Annotated in this window: 17 protein-coding genes and 3 pseudogenes; 16 read left to right on the top strand and 4 right to left on the bottom strand. The window is 67.0% G+C overall.

Annotation, left to right across the window (positions count from 1 at the left end; genetic code table 11):
- The 4 genes and pseudogenes from K6K41_RS00630 to K6K41_RS00620 form a co-directional block, all read right to left on the bottom strand.
- Positions 1-783 carry a hypothetical protein gene (locus K6K41_RS00630; RefSeq protein WP_261403517.1) on the bottom strand — a complete coding sequence of 261 codons (783 nt, stop codon included), beginning with the start codon at positions 781-783 and terminating at the stop codon, positions 1-3.
- Between the two features lie 54 nt (positions 784-837).
- A pseudogene (locus K6K41_RS29915) lies at positions 838-993 on the bottom strand (nucleotidyltransferase domain-containing protein); the annotation flags it as partial.
- A complete protein-coding gene (locus K6K41_RS00625) occupies positions 948-1,199 on the bottom strand; it encodes a nucleotidyltransferase family protein (protein WP_261403516.1) in 252 nt (83 codons plus the stop codon). The pseudogene K6K41_RS29915 and the gene K6K41_RS00625, both read right to left, overlap by 46 nt.
- A gap of 127 nt (positions 1,200-1,326) precedes the next feature.
- Positions 1,327-1,551 carry a DUF2188 domain-containing protein gene (locus tag K6K41_RS00620; RefSeq protein WP_261405871.1) on the bottom strand — a complete coding sequence of 75 codons (225 nt, stop codon included), beginning with the start codon at positions 1,549-1,551 and terminating at the stop codon, positions 1,327-1,329.
- A gap of 292 nt (positions 1,552-1,843) precedes the next feature.
- Between K6K41_RS00620 and K6K41_RS00615 the strand changes: the two genes are divergently transcribed.
- From K6K41_RS00615 to soxA, 16 genes and pseudogenes are all read left to right on the top strand, one after another.
- On the top strand, positions 1,844-2,296 hold the full coding sequence (locus tag K6K41_RS00615) for a hypothetical protein (RefSeq protein ID WP_261403515.1): 453 nt from the start codon (positions 1,844-1,846) through the stop codon (positions 2,294-2,296).
- Positions 2,293-2,727: a hypothetical protein gene (locus K6K41_RS00610; RefSeq protein ID WP_261403514.1), complete on the top strand. Its 435-nt coding sequence runs from the start codon at positions 2,293-2,295 to the stop codon at positions 2,725-2,727. The genes K6K41_RS00615 and K6K41_RS00610 overlap by 4 nt, the downstream gene beginning before the upstream one ends.
- Positions 2,724-3,497, top strand: a complete 774-nt coding sequence (locus K6K41_RS00605; RefSeq protein WP_261403513.1) for an ImmA/IrrE family metallo-endopeptidase — start codon at positions 2,724-2,726, stop codon at positions 3,495-3,497. Before K6K41_RS00610 ends, K6K41_RS00605 begins: the two co-directional genes overlap by 4 nt.
- A gap of 275 nt (positions 3,498-3,772) precedes the next feature.
- Positions 3,773-6,017: pseudogene (locus K6K41_RS00590) on the top strand (sensor histidine kinase NtrY-like).
- A gap of 38 nt (positions 6,018-6,055) precedes the next feature.
- Positions 6,056-7,426, top strand: a complete 1,371-nt coding sequence (gene ntrX / locus K6K41_RS00585) for a nitrogen assimilation response regulator NtrX (protein WP_261403511.1) — start codon at positions 6,056-6,058, stop codon at positions 7,424-7,426.
- 132 nt (positions 7,427-7,558) lie between these two features.
- On the top strand, positions 7,559-8,422 hold the full coding sequence (locus K6K41_RS00580; protein WP_261403510.1) for a D-amino-acid transaminase: 864 nt from the start codon (positions 7,559-7,561) through the stop codon (positions 8,420-8,422).
- 218 nt (positions 8,423-8,640) lie between these two features.
- Positions 8,641-8,913 (top strand): RNA chaperone Hfq, encoded by a 273-nt coding sequence (hfq, locus tag K6K41_RS00575; protein ID WP_261403509.1) that lies wholly within the window; start codon positions 8,641-8,643, stop codon positions 8,911-8,913.
- 107 nt (positions 8,914-9,020) lie between these two features.
- Positions 9,021-10,334, top strand: a complete 1,314-nt coding sequence (hflX, locus tag K6K41_RS00570; protein WP_261403508.1) for a GTPase HflX — start codon at positions 9,021-9,023, stop codon at positions 10,332-10,334.
- Positions 10,335-10,583: 249 nt separating this feature from the next.
- A complete protein-coding gene (locus K6K41_RS00565; protein ID WP_261403507.1) occupies positions 10,584-11,045 on the top strand; it encodes a (2Fe-2S)-binding protein in 462 nt (153 codons plus the stop codon).
- 11 nt (positions 11,046-11,056) lie between these two features.
- Positions 11,057-13,243: a xanthine dehydrogenase family protein molybdopterin-binding subunit gene (locus K6K41_RS00560; protein ID WP_261403506.1), complete on the top strand. Its 2,187-nt coding sequence runs from the start codon at positions 11,057-11,059 to the stop codon at positions 13,241-13,243.
- Between the two features lie 29 nt (positions 13,244-13,272).
- A complete protein-coding gene (locus K6K41_RS00555; RefSeq protein ID WP_261403505.1) occupies positions 13,273-13,545 on the top strand; it encodes a c-type cytochrome in 273 nt (90 codons plus the stop codon).
- A pseudogene (locus tag K6K41_RS00550) lies at positions 13,542-14,806 on the top strand (FCSD flavin-binding domain-containing protein). The gene K6K41_RS00555 and the pseudogene K6K41_RS00550 overlap by 4 nt, the downstream one beginning before the upstream one ends.
- Before the next feature lies 1 nt (position 14,807).
- Complete coding sequence (soxX, locus tag K6K41_RS00545) at positions 14,808-15,260, top strand: sulfur oxidation c-type cytochrome SoxX (protein ID WP_261403504.1); 453 nt, start codon at positions 14,808-14,810, stop codon at positions 15,258-15,260.
- Positions 15,257-15,715, top strand: coding sequence for a thiosulfate oxidation carrier protein SoxY (locus tag K6K41_RS00540; RefSeq protein WP_261403503.1), 459 nt, complete (start codon positions 15,257-15,259; stop codon positions 15,713-15,715). Before soxX ends, K6K41_RS00540 begins: the two co-directional genes overlap by 4 nt.
- 4 nt (positions 15,716-15,719) lie before the next feature.
- Entirely contained in the window at positions 15,720-16,040 is a 321-nt protein-coding gene (gene soxZ / locus K6K41_RS00535; RefSeq protein WP_261403502.1) for a thiosulfate oxidation carrier complex protein SoxZ, read from the top strand.
- Positions 15,997-16,791 carry a sulfur oxidation c-type cytochrome SoxA gene (soxA, locus tag K6K41_RS00530; RefSeq protein WP_261403501.1) on the top strand — a complete coding sequence of 265 codons (795 nt, stop codon included), beginning with the start codon at positions 15,997-15,999 and terminating at the stop codon, positions 16,789-16,791. Before soxZ ends, soxA begins: the two co-directional genes overlap by 44 nt.
- Positions 16,792-16,823 lie beyond the last annotated feature (32 nt).

The following is a 16,823-nucleotide window of genomic DNA, read 5'->3' as shown; positions in this document are numbered from 1 at the left end:
TCAGGCGTTCCGACCGCCCCCTTCGAGCCTGACAGGCGTTTCTTGAGCCTCAGCCACGTTGCGCACGATGCCTTCGGTAAGGAGGGCGGGCGCCGCGAGGCCAAAGCTCCGGTCACGGGCACGTTCGGCAACCGGACGTCCGACCCCGGAAGCTACGACTTCGGTGATCTGCTGCCGGAGCGACAGGCGGGCGGCCTGCGTAAATTGCTCACGAGCGTGCAAGAGCCACTCGAAGAAGGCCTCGGCCCGTTCCGGATGCGCTTCCCATTTGTCCGCGAAGTTCTCGAGAGGATCGGTTGGATTGGGAATCACATACCTCCCGTCCACGAATTGGATGAAGTGATCCATGCGCGCCAAGATCGCGACCAAGGCCGTGCCGACCGTGAGCTCGCCATTATAGGCATGAGCGGCAAGCGTGGTGAGAATGATGGAAATGGGACGCTCGTCGCCACGACCGACGAACATCATGTCTCGATGGCGCTTGAGGATCATGATCGCCGACTGCAAGGGCGTCTTGATTTTGTAGGTCGGCATGGATTCGACGTCTGCGTAGACGCCGCCAGCCCTGCGGCGTCGCTCGACAGCCACCACGACACGCTCGCGAAACCACTTGCCGTAGCCCTTCGGATTGGAGCGGGGCCAGCCATTCGTGATCTGCTCGTAGTTCGGCGTCTCGTTGTCCGTGATGGCGATCGCCGTGTCAGCCCATCGCTGGTCGAGGCCCCGCGCTTCCAGAAGGACCCTCTGATCTTGGCCGTTCGAGAGGGCGGGGACGGCGTCCAAGTGGAACTGGGCGCCATCGGCATAGTCGAGGGTCCAGCAGCGACGTCTTTCCCGAACCGGCCTCTCCATGCCGTGCGCGCGTGCATAAGCCGTGATCTCGGCGCCAACCGCGCGCTTCAGCGTGGCCTGGCTGACCTGAGATTTCAGAAGACGCCGCAGTTCGACTACGGAATCGACGTCGTATTCTTCGCGCTCGGTGAGCGGCTTGATCGCCGTGCCGTGCCGAAGGAACCCTGGACGTAAACCTGCGGGTCAAATTTCTTGATGGCCGACGCATCGCGATGCAACCACTCACCGAGTGAGATGTAGCGGGACGTCGCCTGCTCATAGCGGCTCTTGGGAATTTCGAGTTCGGCGACCAAGGCCTCGAGATACTTTTCGGCCTCGGGCGTGATCACCGTCGTCAGCATGTTCATCGCACTTCACCTTTCGCGTCTCAGCGATGGCGGCTCGGCGACACACGTGCGCTTCCGCCTATGACCATAAGGCCGGAGGCCGCGCCTCTGCGGTCTCCGGCAAAATCCGCGTGGAAGCGGAGGATAGTCAGCCTTTCGGCGGGAACGGATCGTTTCCGTGGCTGTCTCGCTCTCTGATCCGGCCGTCACGGCCATGGATCAGAAGCTCGCTGCCCTGATTCCGCGCGATCTCTCGCCCATGCTCGATGGCTTCGCGCTGGGTGTCGTGGACAGACGTCGCGCGCGAGTTTCCTTCGCCACGAACAGCCCATCCCTCATCGTGCGGGACGATGTGCTGGTTCTTACCCGACATGGATTCACCTCCTATCTCGCGGCGTTCGTCGACAGGCCGGTCCGCGACGCCGGCGATCGCCAAGGATTGGCTTTCGTAGGAGTAGGCTCTTCAGGGATTGGCCTCGGACAATTCGGCTAAAAATTTTCGATCCGCGTCCGAGACAGGTCGAATCTCAGCCTATGATTGTGTCTGGGCAGCAGGACGATCGCGTGAGCAAGCCGACATTGACGCCGGACCAGGTACGCGACGCTCTCAATGAGCTGACGACAGCCCCCTTTATCGGATAGCGGGCTACGGAAAGTTCTGCGGAATGCCCGATCGGCGGCAAGCGCTAGATGTGGTCAGCGACGCGATCCGGCAGTCGCTTGTCGGCGAACGGCGGTGCCCCGTCGGCGTACCTATCAAGACGTTCCTGCGGAATGCGATGAGAAGCCTCATATGGGCTGGCCGCAAAAAGGAAAAACTCGATGAGTGCAGCCTCGACGCGATGGTCGAGGACGAGGGGTTCGATCCCGCGTCGACCGGCCGCGACGCGGAGGAACTGCTTATTGCGAAAGAGGAGGTACAGAGCATGTCCAAAGAGCTCGAGCGTCTCTTCGCCGATGACGAAGATGCGCAGTTGGTCCTGATGGGGGAGTTCGATCAGATGTCAGCTGAAGCAATCCGATCGCTGGGCAACTGGGATCTCAAGGAATTCGCGACGATCCGGAAGCGGATCCGCAGGACGACAGGCAGGGCGTTTCCGTACGGTCAGCGGCCATGAGCGCCGCCTCAAAGGACGGAAAAGCGATGTTGAGTTTCGTCGATAGGCGACTGGATGAGATCGACGCTCTTACCGACGAGGAATTGCTCGCGGAAGCTCAGGAGACCGGTGAGGATCCCGAACGGGTCGCACAGGAGCTGCGCGCTTTAATAGAGAGCCTCATTCAAGAGCAGGCGAAGGAACGCTTGAAGTCGGCGCGGGCATCACTGGACCGCAGGCGTGTCGGGATGCCGATCGCATCAGCGACCTTCCTGAGCTTCGAAAGGAAGCAAGCGATCCTTAAAGGCTTCGCAGAAAATGATGGTCGGCTGGGCGAACGACTGACTATGGCGGCTCGAAAGGGCGACGGAGCTTCCGAAAGGGAGGTCGACTCAATCCTGCAGGATCTTCGCGATCTCGGCGCAATCGACGAGGATGGCAATCCGCGGTGAGCTTCCCGACGCCGGCGGAGCGACTACTGATCGAACTTGGCATCGAAGCGCCGCGAGAGATCGATCTCGAAGCGATCGCCTGGGATGCGGGCGCTGAAGTCCGCTTCGCTTCGCTCGACAGCTGCGAAGCGCGAATCATCGGATACGGTAACCGCGCCATCATCACGGTCGAAGAAAGCTCGATCCCGACGCGGAAGCGCTTCTCGATCGGACACGAGCTTGGACACTGGAAATATCACCGCGGCCGGTCCTTCGTATGCCGAAAGGATGACATTGGCGCCAGGCGCATGCGCGACGCCAATGACCCGGAACGCATCGCCGACGCTTATTCGGCCGACCTGCTGATGCCGACGTTCCTCCTTGCGCCATTGGCGCGCAAAACGCGGCGTTTCACATTTGAAGCGGTCGACGAACTGCGGGAGCAATTCCAAGTAAGCCGCGAGGCGATGACCAGCCGACTGATCGACATCGAACCCGAACCCGCCGTCGTCATCCGTCATTCCCAACAAGGACGGGTTCGATTTCGGCGTACTCGAAGCGTGCCGGAGCGATGGTTCCCGCGGGATGACGTCGATGCAGAATCAAACGCCATGGAGGTGCTCTTCGGCGGCGAAGAGAGATCGCGGCGTCAGCTCATTGGGGCCGATGCATGGTTTTTCGAGCGCGCCGGCATTGGAGACCTTGAGGTCTACGAGCAGTCGCAAAAGCTCAGCAACGGCGACATCCTGACGATCGTGACGTTCAAATCGGCGAGCATGCTCCGAGATTGATAGACCGGAAAGAGCCCGGCTGAGCTCTTCGACCGCGCTGTCGCGACGGGCTTATGGGCTAAGTGCGTCGCACAATTGCACTAAACGACGCTGTTATGGGCGAAGGCTCACGGGATCGGCCGCTAAGGCGAAGGCTCGCCGCAAAGCTGTCGCATTCCGACAACAGTGTGGTACAGCTGCATCAGCGGCAGGCCGCGACTCGGGGTGGGGAACCGTCGCGCGCTCGGGTCATGAGCCTGCGGTCGTGAACTCCCCAGCGCGTTTCGGGTCAGCCTTTGTCTGTCGAAAGTCCGCTCCAGACCCCTGAAGCCTCGACGACGCGCGAACGGCGCGGGCCCGGCGTCGTTGGTCCGCTCGCCGTGTTCGCGGCGCTGCTGTCGGCGCTCGTCACCTTCATGATCCTGACCGGCCGGGCCGACATCGAGCCCACCGAGGAGACGAGGCCGCATCGCCGTGCTGGTGAACGCCGGTTTCGTCGCTGCTCGTCGTCATCATCGCCTGGGAGATCCGCGGCTTCGTGATGTCGCGCTGGCGCGCGCAGGCGGGCTCGCAGCTTCACGGCCGGCTGGTCGCGATGTTCTCGGTGGTGGCGGTCGCGCCGGCGGCGCTGCTCGCGGTGTTCGCGCTGGTCACGATCGACAAGGGCTTCGACAGCTTCTTCTCGACCCGCGTGCGCGAAATCGTCGACAACTCGCTCGTCGTCGCGCGCGCCTATCTCAACGAAGCACGCCCGCTCGATCCGCGGCGAGATCCTCGCCATGGCCATGACGTGAACCGCGCGCGCCCGCTGTCGACAGGGACCGGACCCGTTCGCCGAGTTCTTCACCGCGCAGGCGACGATCCGCGGCCTGCCCGAGGCGCAACTCATCAACCCTACCGACATGTCGGTGGTGGAGCGCGCGAAGATCCAGATCGGCCGCGACTTCCCGAAGCCCCGGCGCCCGACATCCAGAGCGCCGAGACCGCCGAGCCGATCCTGCTCGCGCCGGCAAGCAGAACGCCATCGGCGCGATCCTGAAGCTGTCGGGCTATGACGACCTCGTGCTGTTCGTCGCGCGCCCCGTCGATCCTCGCGCCAACAGCTACATGCGGCTCGTGGAGCAGGGGTCGGAGGAATACAACGCCCTGACGCTGCGGCGGCCGCGCATTCAGGCGACCTTCGCGCTGCTCTACGTGCTGCTGTCGCTGTCGCTGCTGCTCGCCGCCATCTGGCTCGGCCTCGCCTTCGCCAACCGCCTCGTCGCGCCGATCCGGCGCCTCATCACCGCCGCCGACCAGGTCAGCCAGGGCGACCTCTATGTCCAGGTGCCGATCTCGCGGAAGCAGGAAGGCGATCTCGGGGCGCTCGGCGAGACCTTCAACAAGATGACGGCGGAGCTCCGCACCCAGCGCAACAAGCTGGTGGAGGCCGCAGAGCAGATGGACAGCCGCCGCCGCTTCACCGAGGCGATGCTGGCGGGCGTCTCGGCCGGCGTCATCGGCATCGACTTCTCGGGCTGCGTCACGCTGATGAACCGCTCGGCCGAACGCCTCATCGGCGAGCCGGAGGAGACGCTGCTCGGCCGTCCGCTGCGCGAGGCCGCCCCCGAATTCGCGCCGCTGATCGACGCCGCGCTCGGGCGGTCGCAGCGGCTGGTGCAGGGGCAGATCACGATCCTGAGGGGAGGTCGCGAGCGCAACCTCAACGTCCGCTTCACGACCGAGACCTCGGCCGCCGACGAGCACGGCTACGTCGTGACGCTCGACGACATCACCGAGCTCGTCTCGGCGCAGCGCACCTCCGCCTGGGCCGACGTCGCGCGCCGCATCGCGCACGAGATCAAGAATCCGCTCACCCCGATCCAGCTCTCGGCGGAGCGCATCCGGCGCAAATACGGCAAGGTCATCGTCGAGGAGCGGGACATCTTCGACCAGTGCACCGACACGATCATCCGCCAGGTCGACGACATCAAACGGATGGTGGACGAGTTCTCGTCCTTCGCCCGCATGCCCAAGCCTACGATCGAGGAGGAGAACCTCGCCGAGATCGTGAAGCAGGGCGTGTTCATGATGCGCGTCGGCTATCCGGACATCGTCATCGAGGCGACGGGCGTCGACAAGCCGGTGGCGGCGCGCTTCGACCGCCGCCTCATCAGCCAGGCGGTCACCAACATCGTCAAGAACGCGACCGAGTCGGTCGCCGCCGTCCCCGAGAACACGCCAGGCGTCGGCCGCATCGACGTCTCCGTGCGCCGCGAGGGCGACATTGCGGTGATCGAGGTGGTGGACAACGGCACGGGACTTCCGACCGAGAACCGACAACGGCTTCTCGAGCCCTATATGACGACCCGCGAGAAGGGCACGGGGCTCGGCCTCGCCATCGTTGGGAAGATCATGGAGGAGCACGGCGGCGGCGTCGAACTGCTCGATTCCCCGGCCGTCGCGGACGGCGGCCGCGGCGCGATGGTTCGGCTCTGGTTCCTGGCCCGCAGTCCGACCGAGACCGCCGTGGTTCCCGCCGACGCCCAGCCCGCCGCCTGATTTCGACGTCTTTCATTTCGGAGCTATTTGGACTTCACATGGCCACCGACATTCTCATCGTCGACGACGAAGCCGACATCCGGGAGCTCGTCGCCGGTATCCTGCAGGACGAGGGCCACGGCGCCCGCACGGCCCGCAATTCCGACGAGGCGCTGGCCGAGATCGCCAAGCGGCGCCCGCACCTCGTGTTCCTCGACATCTGGATGCAGGGCTCGAAGCTCGACGGCCTCGAGCTGCTCGACGTCGTCCACCGCGACCATCCCGAGATCCCGATCGTGATGATTTCGGGCCACGGCAACATCGAGACGGCCGTCTCGGCCATCAAGAACGGCGCCTACGACTTCATCGAAAAGCCCTTCAAGGCCGACCGCCTGGTGCTGATCGCGCAGCGGGCGCTGGAGAGCTACCAGCTGAAGCGCGAGATCAAAGATCTGAAGCGCGGCTCGGGCGTCACCACGAGCTTCGTGGGCAAGTCGACGGTCATGAATCAGCTGCGCGGCGCGCTCGACCGCGTCGCGCCGACCAACAGCCGCATCCTGATCGCGGGACCCTCGGGCTCGGGCAAGGAGCTCGCGGCGCGCGTCATCCACTTGAAGTCGTCGAGGGCCAAGGGCCCGTTCGTCCTCATCAACGCCGCCGCCATCACGCCGGAGCGGATGGAGGAAGAGCTGTTCGGCGTCGAGGGCGTGGAGAACGGCGGCTCGCGCAAGGTGGGGGCGCTCGAGGAGGCGCATGGCGGCACGCTCTTCATCGACGAAGTCGCCGACATGCCGCGCGAGACGCAGAACCGCATCCTGCGGGTTCTCGTCGAGCAGACCTTCACCCGCGTCGGCGGGACCACGAGGGTCCAGGTCGACGTCCGCATCATCTCGTCCTCGGCGCGCAATCTCGAGGAGGAGATCGCGCAGGGACGCTTCCGCGAGGACCTGTTCCACCGCCTCGCGGTGGTTCCGGTGCGCGTGCCGGCGCTCTCCGAGCGGCGCGAGGACATTCCGGAGCTGATCGACCACTTCCTCGACCAGATCTCCGGCGCGACCGGCCTCGCCAAGCGCACCATCGGCGAGGACGCGATGGCGGTGCTCCAGTCGCACGACTGGCCCGGAAACGTCCGGCAGCTTCGCAACAACGTCGAGCGCCTGATGATCCTGGCCGGCGGCGACCCGGACGCGGTGGTGACGGCGAGCATGCTGCCTTCGGAAATCGGCACCATGGTTCCGCCGACGCCGACGGGCGCGGGCGGCGAGCAACTGATGGGCCTGGCGCTCCGCGACGCCCGCGAGATCTTCGAGCGCCAGTATCTGCTCGCGCAGATCAGCCGCTTCGGCGGCAACATCTCACGCACCGCCGAGTTCATCGGCATGGAGCGCTCGGCGCTGCACCGGAAGCTGAAGGCGCTCGGCATCGGGTGAGGCATGCGTGATCCCGGACGTCGCATTGCGTCGATCCGGGATCGTCATCGCGAAGAAGCGCCTTTAACTCAGGACGATCCCGGCTCTGCGCTCCGCGTCGGCCGGGATGATGGCTGACTCAACGGAAATCCCATGTCCCGCATCGCCTATGTCAATGGCCGTTACGTCCCTCACGCCGAGGCTTCGGTCCACATCGAGGATCGGGGCTATCAGTTCGCCGACGGCGTCTACGAGGTCTGCGAGGTCATGGGCGGGCGGCTCATCGACGAGCCGCGGCACCTCGCGCGCCTCTGGCGCTCGCTGGACGAACTCAGGATCCGCCATCCGATGAGCGAGGCGGCGCTGAAGGTGGTGTTGCGCGAGACCGTGCGCCGCAACCGGGTGCGGGAGGGCATCGTCTATCTCCAGGTGACCCGCGGCGTCGCCCGGCGCGACCATTATTTTCCCGCCGCGACCGTCGCGCCGGCGGTCGTCGTCACGTCGCGCTCGTTCGACCGGGCGAAGAACGACGTCGGCGCGGAGGCGGGCGTGAAAGTGATCACGGTCCCGGAGAACCGCTGGCCGCGCGTCGACATCAAGTCTGTCGGCCTGCTTCCGAACGTGCTGGTCAAGCAGCAGGCCAAGGAGGCCGGCGCGAAGGAGGCCTGGTATGTGGACGCCGACGGCCATGTCACCGAAGGCGGCTCGACCAACGCCTGGATCGTGAGCGCCGACGGCGTGTTGATCACCCGCCCGGCCGAAAGCGGCATCCTGCGCGGCATCACCCGATCGACGGTCGCCGACATGGCGCGCGATCTTCAGATCCGCGTCGAGGAGCGGCCCTTCACGGTCGCCGAGGCCAAGGCTGCCAAGGAAGCTTTCATGACCGCCGCGACCGCGATCGTGACGCCGATCGTCGCGATCGACGGCGCGCCGGTGGGCGACGGCCGGCCGGGCAAGGTCGCGCTCGAATTGAGACGCCGCTATCACGAATTCGCCCATCGCGGTGAAGCGTAACGAAAAACGCCGCCTTGGACGGTTCGTCCTACCACCAAAGTCTTGCGGAACGCCGCCCTGACGGCCTTAATAAGGGGGACGCCGCTTCGTGAAGTCGGCGTCGGCGCTGCGGGCGGGCGGCGGACGGGGGCCAAAAATCCTTCGGACGATCTCCATGACGCCTGCGACGGCCGACGCCAGCGGACGGCGAGCGACTGCGCAAACGAAAGAACAAGAAGATGGCCGCTGAGCGCGCACAGAACCTTCAAGACACCTTTCTCAACAATGTCCGCAAGAACAAGGTCCCGCTGACGATCTTCCTGGTGAACGGCGTCAAGCTGCAGGGCGTGGTCACCTGGTTCGACAATTTCTGCGTGTTGCTGCGCCGCGACGGGCACTCGCAACTCGTGTACAAGCACGCCATATCGACGGTGATGCCGGGACACCCGATCCAGCTCTTCGAGCCCGAAGAGGCGGAAGGGGACATCGTCCCGTCGCGCGGCGGGCGGTGACGACGCGGCCGACCGTCGTCTTGTGACGCGTCGCATGGGTTGAACGTTTGGAAGATACCGGTTCTTCGGCGGCGGAAGCTCGCCGCCCGACGGCGCGCACCCGCGCGATGGTGATCACGCCGTTGCTCGGCAGGGCGCCGTCCACGAGCGCGCGCACGCCCGAGGCGCGCCTCGAGGAGGCGGTCGGCCTCGCCGACGCCATCGAGCTCGACGTGGTCGCGAGCCGGCTGGTGACGCTCTCCGAAATCCGGCCCGCCACCTATCTGGGCAAGGGCAAGGTCGCGGAGTTCGCCGACATCGCGAAGGCCGAGGGCGTGGAGCTCGTGGTGATGGACACCGCGCTCTCGCCGGTCCAGCAGCGCAATCTCGAGAAGGAGCTCGGGGCCAAGGTGCTGGATCGCACCGGCCTCATCCTCGAGATCTTCGGCCGCCGCGCCCGCACCAAGGAAGGCGTGCTGCAGGTCGAGCACGCGCATCTCACCTGGCAGAAGAGCCGGCTCGTCCGATCCTGGACCCATCTCGAGCGCCAGCGCGGCGGCTTCGGCTTCCTCGGCGGCCCGGGCGAAACCCAGATCGAGGCCGATCGCCGCGTCATCGGCGAGCGCATCCTCAAGATCGAGCGCGAGCTCGAGCAGGTGAAACGCACCCGCGGCCTCCACCGCGCGGGGCGCAAGCGCGTGCCGTACCCGGTGGTCGCGCTCGTCGGCTACACCAACGCCGGCAAGTCGACGCTGTTCAACCGCCTGACGCGCGCCGACGTCACCGCCGCCGACATGCTGTTTGCGACGCTCGACCCGACGCTGCGCCAGATCCGCCTGCCGCATGGCGCGCCCGCGATCCTGTCGGACACTGTGGGCTTCATCTCCGAACTGCCCACGCAGCTCATCGCCGCCTTCCGGGCGACGCTCGAGGAGGTGCTGGAGGCCGACGTCATCCTCCACGTCCGCGACGTCTCCCACGACGACACGGAAGCGCAGGGCGAGGACGTCGTGTCGGTGCTGAAGGATCTCGGCGTCGATCCCGAGACGGACCCGCGGCTGATCGAGGTCTGGAACAAGATCGACGCGCTCGGAGAGGACGCCAAGGCCCATCTCGCCGCCACCGCCGCCCGGCGCGAGGAACTGAACCGGCCTGCGCTCGTCTCGGCGCTGACGGGCGAAGGCGAGGGCGCGCTGCTCGCCGCGATCGAGGAGCGGATCTCCACCGGCCGCGAGACCTATGTGGTGAGCGTCGCAGCCGCCGACGGCGCGAGCGAGAACTGGCTGCGGCGCCAGGGCGACGTGATGGCGCGCGACGTCGACGAGGACGGGGCTGTGCGCTTCGTGCTCCGCCTCGAGGCCGGACGGGTCGAGGGACTGCTCCGCCGCTTCCCCGCGGCCGCGCCCTATGGCGAGAACGCCGCCGAGCGTCGCAGCGCCTGAGCCCAGGCGGACACGAGCCGCCTCCGCTCCCGACTTTGTATCAAAACGTATCGCGGGACCGGTTTCGCGACATCTCGCGACAGTCGCGTCGCGAGGCTGACAAAGACGTGCGACAGCCTCCGCATAGAACTGTTCTACCTTGAAGTCGGGGGAAGCTCCCCCGTCCGCCATAGCCTGGCGTCGTCGCCGCCGCGTCGTTGGACGCGCGGCCGACGCCGGGATCCAAGCTGAGACCCCAGGGAGATGTCCATGGTTCGGCTCAACGTGAATGGTCAGGTCCGCGAGATTGAAGCGGATCCCGGCACCCCGCTCCTCTGGGCGCTCCGCGAGCAGCTCGGGCTCACCGGCACCAAATATGGCTGCGGCGTCGCGCAATGCGGGGCCTGCACGGTGCACATCGACGGCGCGGCGGTGCGCGCCTGCGTCATGCCGCTCGCTTCGGTGAAGGAAGAGCAGAAGATCGTCACCATCGAGGGGCTGGCCAACGGCAAGCCGCATCCTGTGCAGAAGGCCTGGGTCGATCTCGACGTCCCGCAATGCGGCTTCTGCCAGTCGGGCATGATCATGGCGGCGGCGGCGCTCCTGAAGGAGAACCCGAACCCGACCGACGAAGACATCCGCTCCGAGATCACCAACATCTGCCGCTGCGGCACCTACAACCGCGTTCTCGCCGGCATCAAGAAGGCCGCCGTCGAAGGCGGCGCGGGTTGAGGGAGGCGGTCATGAACAAGCTCTTTTCGCAAGCTCCCTCGCCCTCGCGCCGAGGCTTCCTCGCGGGCGTCGCGGCCGTCGCCGGCGGCGCGTCCTTCGGCTTCCACATTCCCTTCGCGGACGCCGCCGAACCGGCTTTCCCGGACGAGGTCAACGCCTGGGTGGTGGTGAAGCCCGACGACACGGTGGTGATCCGCATCGCCCGTTCCGAGATGGGGCAGGGCACGCTCACAGGCCTCGCCCAGATGGTCGCCGAAGAGCTCGAATGCGACTGGTCCAAGGTCACGACCGAGTATCCGACGCCCGGCGAGAACCTGAAGCGCAAGCGCGTCTGGGGCGCGATGGCGACCGGCGGCAGCCGCGGCATCCGCGAGAGCCATCAATATGTCCGCGAAGGCGGCGCGGCCGCGCGCGAGATGCTGATCGCAGCCGCGGCCAAGGGCTGGGGCGTGAAGCCATCCGAGTGCAAGGCCGAGAACAGCGTCATCACGCACGCGGCTTCCGGCCGCTCCACCACCTACGGCAAAGTCGCGGCGGAAGCGGCCAAGATGGAGCCGCCGAAGGAGATCCGCCTCAAGGATCCGAAGGACTGGGGCGTTATCGGCAAGTCGCTGCTGCGGCTCGACACCAAGCCGAAGACCGACGGCAGCCAAGTCTACGGCATGGACCTCAGCTTCCCCAACATGCTGAACGCCGCCATCAAGGACTGTCCGGTGCATGGCGGGACGCTGAAGAGCGTGAACAGCGCCGACGCCGAGAAAGAGCCGGGCGTGCGCGGCGTCGTGCGCGTCGGCGACAGCGGCGTCGCGGTGGTGGCGGACACCTTCTGGCAGGCGAAACTCGCCGCCGACCTGCTCGAGATCGAGTGGGACCCGGGCAAGAACGGCGAGGTTTCGAGCGCGAGCCTCGCGGAGTGGTTGAAGGAGGGGCTAGACGCCAAGGAGGCCTTCGTCGGCAACAAGAACGGCGACGCGGCCAAGGCGCTCGGCTCCGCCGCCAGGGTCGTCGAGGCGACCTACAGCTATCCGCTCCAGAACCACGCCTGCATGGAGCCGATGAACGCGACGGCGATCTGGACGGAAGACCGCTGCGAGGTCTGGACCCCGACCCAGAACGGCGAGGGCGCGCTCGCCGCCACCATCGCGGCCTCGGGGCACGACGCCTCCAAGTGCGACGTCCACAAGGTGCATCTCGGCGGCGGCTTCGGCCGGCGCGGCGCGACCCATGACTGGGTCACGCAAGTCGTCGAGATCGCCAAGAAGTTCCCGGGCCGGCACGTCAAGCTGATCTGGACGCGCGAGGAGGACATGATCCACGGGCGCTTCCACCCGATCACCCAGTGTCGGATGCGCGCCGCGCTGAACGACAAGGGCGAGCTGACGGGGATGCACATGCGCATTTCCGGCCAGTCGATCGTGGCCGCGATCGTCCCGGGCCGGCTCGCCGAAGACGGCAAGGATCCGTTCGTGTTCCAGGGGCTGATGGCGAGCGGCAAGGAGTTCGAGATCGGCTACACGATCCCGAACCTCCTGATCGACCACGCGATGCGGAACCCGCATCTCACGCCCGGCTTCTGGCGTGGGGTGAACACCAATCCGAACGCCATCTATCTCGAATGCTTCATGGACGAGCTCGCCCACGCCACGGGGCAGGACCCGCTCGCCTTCCGTCTGAAGCTCATGGAAAACCACCCGAAGCATCGCGCGGTGCTGCAGGCGGTCGCCGACAAGATCGGCTGGGACAAGCCCGCGCCGAAGGGCATCTATCGCGGCCTCGCGCAGGTGATGGGTTTTGGCGCCTACGTCGCTGGCGCGGCGGAGGTCTCGGTCACCGACGGCGAGCTGAAGGTCCACCGCATCGTGGCGGCGACCGACCCCGGCTACGCGGTCAACCCGCAGCAGATCGAGGCGCAGGTCGAGGGCTCGTTCGTCTATGGCCTCTCGGCGGCTCTTTATGGCGAGATGACCGTCGAGAAGGGCCGCGTCGTCGAGGAGAACTTCAACACCTACAGGGTGATGAAGCTCGCCGAGATGCCGAAGGTCGAATCGATCCTGATGCCGTCCGGCGGCTTCTGGGGCGGCGTCGGCGAGCCGACGATCGCGGTCGCCGCGCCCGCCGTGTTGAACGCGGTCTTCGCCGCGACAGGTAAGCGCGTGCGGAACATCCCGCTGAAGAACACGGACCTGAAACAGGCGTGACGCGCATCTATCCGGGAAGGCCCTGGGCCGTGGCCGCGTTCGTCGCGGTCGCCTTCGGCCTTCCCGCCTTCGCCGCCGAGCCGACGCCGCCCGGAGCCACGAGCTGCTCGGGCTGCCATGCGGCGGGCTCCGCCTTCGGGCCGCTGGCGGGCGTTCCCGCCGAGCGCACCGAGGCGGCGCTTGCGGCGTTCCGTTCGGGCGAGCGCCCCTCGACGCTGATGGGCCGGATCGCCAAGGGCTTCGACGAGAACCAGTCGCGCGCGATCGCGCAGTGGTGGGCGGGCCAGGAGGCGGGCAAGTGACGGCGCCGATCACACGGCGAGCCGCGGGTATCGGCCTTGGCGCGGCGGCGCTCGCGCTGTCTGCTCCGATCGTGGCGCGAGCCGCGAAGCCGAGGGTCGTTGTGGTCGGCGGCGGGTTTGGCGGCGCGGAGGCCGCCCGCGCGCTCGCCGCTGGCGGCGCGGACGTCACGCTCGTCGAGCCGAACGAGACCTACGCCTCCTGCCCGTTCTCCAACGAGGTGATCGTCGGCCTGCGGCCAATGGAGCGGCAGCTCTTCGGCTATGACGGCGTGAAGGCCGCCGGCGTCACCGTCGCCCGGACCTCCGCGACGGCGATCGACGCGCAGGAGAAGACGGTCGCGCTCGCCTCCGGCGGACCGCTGCCGTTCGACCGGCTTGTGCTGTCGCCGGCATCGAGATCCGCTACGGCGCGCTCGCCGGCTATGACGAGGCCGCTTCAACGGTCCTGCCGCACGCCTGGAAGGCCGGGGACCAGACGCTCCTTCTGGCCAAGCAGCTCGAGGCCATGGAGGACGGCGGCCTCGTGGTGATGTCGGCGCCCGCTAACCCCTTCCGCTGTCCGCCCGGTCCCTATGAGCGCGCGAGCCTGATCGCGCATTATCTCAAGACGCGGAAACCGAAGTCGAAGCTCATCCTGCTCGACGCCAAGGACAAGTTTTCGAAGCAGCCGTTGTTCGAAGCGGCATGGAAGGAGCTTTACGCCGGCGTGCTGGAGTTCGTGCCGCTCTCGGCCGGCGGGCAGGTGACCGAGGTCGACGCGAAGCAGAAAACCTTCAAGACCGACTTCGAGACCTATCGGGCGGCGGTCGGCAACGTCATCCCGCCGCAGCGCGCCGCGAGGATCGCGGTCGACGCCGGCTGCGCCGACAAGTCCGGCTGGTGCCCGATCGATCCGGTCACCTTCGAGTCGAAGCTCATTCCGGGGGTCCACGTCATCGGCGACGCCGCGATCGCCGGCGCGATGCCGAAATCGGCCTTCTCGGCGAACGCCCAGGCCAAGGTCTGCGCCGAGGCCGTTCTAGCGTTGATCGCGGGACAAGAGCCCGTCGAGCCGCGCCTCATCAACACTTGCTACAGCCTCGTGGCTCCGGGCTACGGCATCTCGATCGCGGGCGTGTTCAAGCCGTCGAACGGACTTCTGGCCGACGTCGAGGGCGCGGGCGGGATCAGCCCGCTGAACGCGCCGAATGCGGCGCGCGAACAGGAGGCGAAATACGCCGAGGCCTGGTACGACGTCATCACCAAGGCGACGTTCGGATGAGATGGCGCGCGCAATCCTGTTCCTCGCCACGCTTGTCCTCGCCAGCAGCGCGCATGCCGACGGCGGGCGCTACGAGGTTTTGGGCGACGAGATCCCCAAACCTCTCACCGATCAGCCCGGAGATCCGGCGCGCGGCCGCGCCATCGTGGTCGACCGCCGCAAGGGGCTCTGCCTGCTCTGCCACTCCGGGCCTTTTCCGGAGGAGCGCTTTCAGGGTGATCTCGCGCCTTCGCTCGAGGGCGCGGGCGACCGCAACACGCCCGGCGCGCTGCGCCTTCGGCTGGTGGACAGCCGCCGCGTGAATACGGATACGATCATGCCGCCTTACTTTGAAACGACGGGCCTCCATCGGGTCGCGCCGGAATTCAGGGACAAGACAATCCTGAACGCGCAGGAGATCGAGGACGTGATCGCGTTTCTCGCCACGCTGAAGACGACGGGCGGAAGCCGATGACCGCCGTTTCCCGCAGGTCTGCGCTCGGGATCGGCGCAGGCGCGCTCGCGCTCGTCACGGTGAAGCCGGCCGCCGCCCAGTTCGTCCGCAAGGACGGCGCCGCCACCCTTGAGGCGATCCGCGCCTTCACCGGCGGCAAGGAGGCGGCGCCCGGCAAGATCGTCATGGACATTCCCCCCTTGGTCGAGAACGGCAATTCGGCGCCGCTGAAGCTCGACGTGCCGGGCCTGGGCGACGGCGTGTTCGTGCGCCGCATCGGCGTGTTCAACGAGAAGAATCCGCTGCCCGAGACCGTCACGCTGCATCTCGGCCCGCGGACGGCCCCGCGCGTGCAGACTCGCATCCGCCTCGCCGACAGCCAGACCATCACGGCGATCGCCGAGCTTTCGGACGGCACGTTCCATTCCGCGACCGCCGACGTGATCGTCACGCTGGCGGCCTGCGTGGAGGGCTGAAGGCATGGCGCGCGCGCTCGTCAACGCTCCGAAGACCGCCAAGGCCGGCGAGATGATGGAGATCAAGACCCTCATCAGCCACGTGATGGAGACCGGATTCCGGCCGGGCATGGACGGCAGGATCAAGCCGCGCGACATCATCACGGAGTTCGCCTGCGAATATGACGGCGAGGTCGTGTTCCGCGCCGCGCTCCATCCGGCGACTTCGGCCAATCCCTATCTCGCCTTCGAGACCCGCGCGACGCGCAGCGGTCCGATGAAGCTGACCTGGCGCGGCGACAATGGCTTCGAGCAGACCGAAACGGTCGACATCACGGTGGAGTAGCGCCGCGGCAGCATCGCTTCTCGCGCTGACGACGCTCGGGGCGCTGGCGGAGCCGAAACGCTCGGGCTTCGACGACATGTCCGCCTCGACGCAGGCGATGCAGCGTGACGACGTCCAGAACCCCGGAATGCTCGCGGCCGGACAGGGCGAGGCGCTGTGGAACGCGCAGCCGCCCGGCGGCGGACAGTCCTGTGCAAGCTGCCACGGAGATGCGACGGCGAGTATGAAGGGCGTCGCGGCGCGCTATCCTGCGTTCGACGAGGCGACCCGGCGGCCCATCGATCTTCAGGACCGCATCCGCGCCTGCAACGCCCGCAGGCCCGGCGCGCCGGACATGCCGCATGAGAGCGAGGAGCTCGTGGCGCTTTCGGCCTATGTCGGGCTGCAGTCGCGCGGAACGCCCACGGCGCCGGATCCGGATCCGCGGCTCGCGCCGTTCAGGGCGCGCGGGCAGGCCTTGTTCGAGCGGCCGATCGGCCAGCTGAACCTTTCCTGCGCGGCCTGCCATGACGCGCGGGCGGGCGGGCGGCTCGCCGGCGCACTCATCCCGCAGGGGCACCCGAACGGCTATCCGCTCTATCGGCTCGAATGGCAGGGGATGGGCTCGCTCCAGCGGCGGCTGCGCAACTGCATGACGGGCGTGCGCGCCGAGGCGCCGCCGTTTGGCGCGCCGGACTTCGTGGAGCTCGAACTTTATCTTCAGTCGCGCGCCGCGCCGCTCGCCGTCGAAACGCCGGCGGTCCGGCCGTAGGCCGGGCTTTCGCGTCGTCAAAAGAGGAGGGA

This window comes from Chenggangzhangella methanolivorans (assembly GCF_019797865.1).
Classification (GTDB): Bacteria; Pseudomonadota; Alphaproteobacteria; order Rhizobiales; family Methylopilaceae; genus Methylopila; species Methylopila methanolivorans.
Note: the sequence above shows the minus strand (reverse complement) of the source record. Positions and strands in the feature narration are given on the sequence as shown.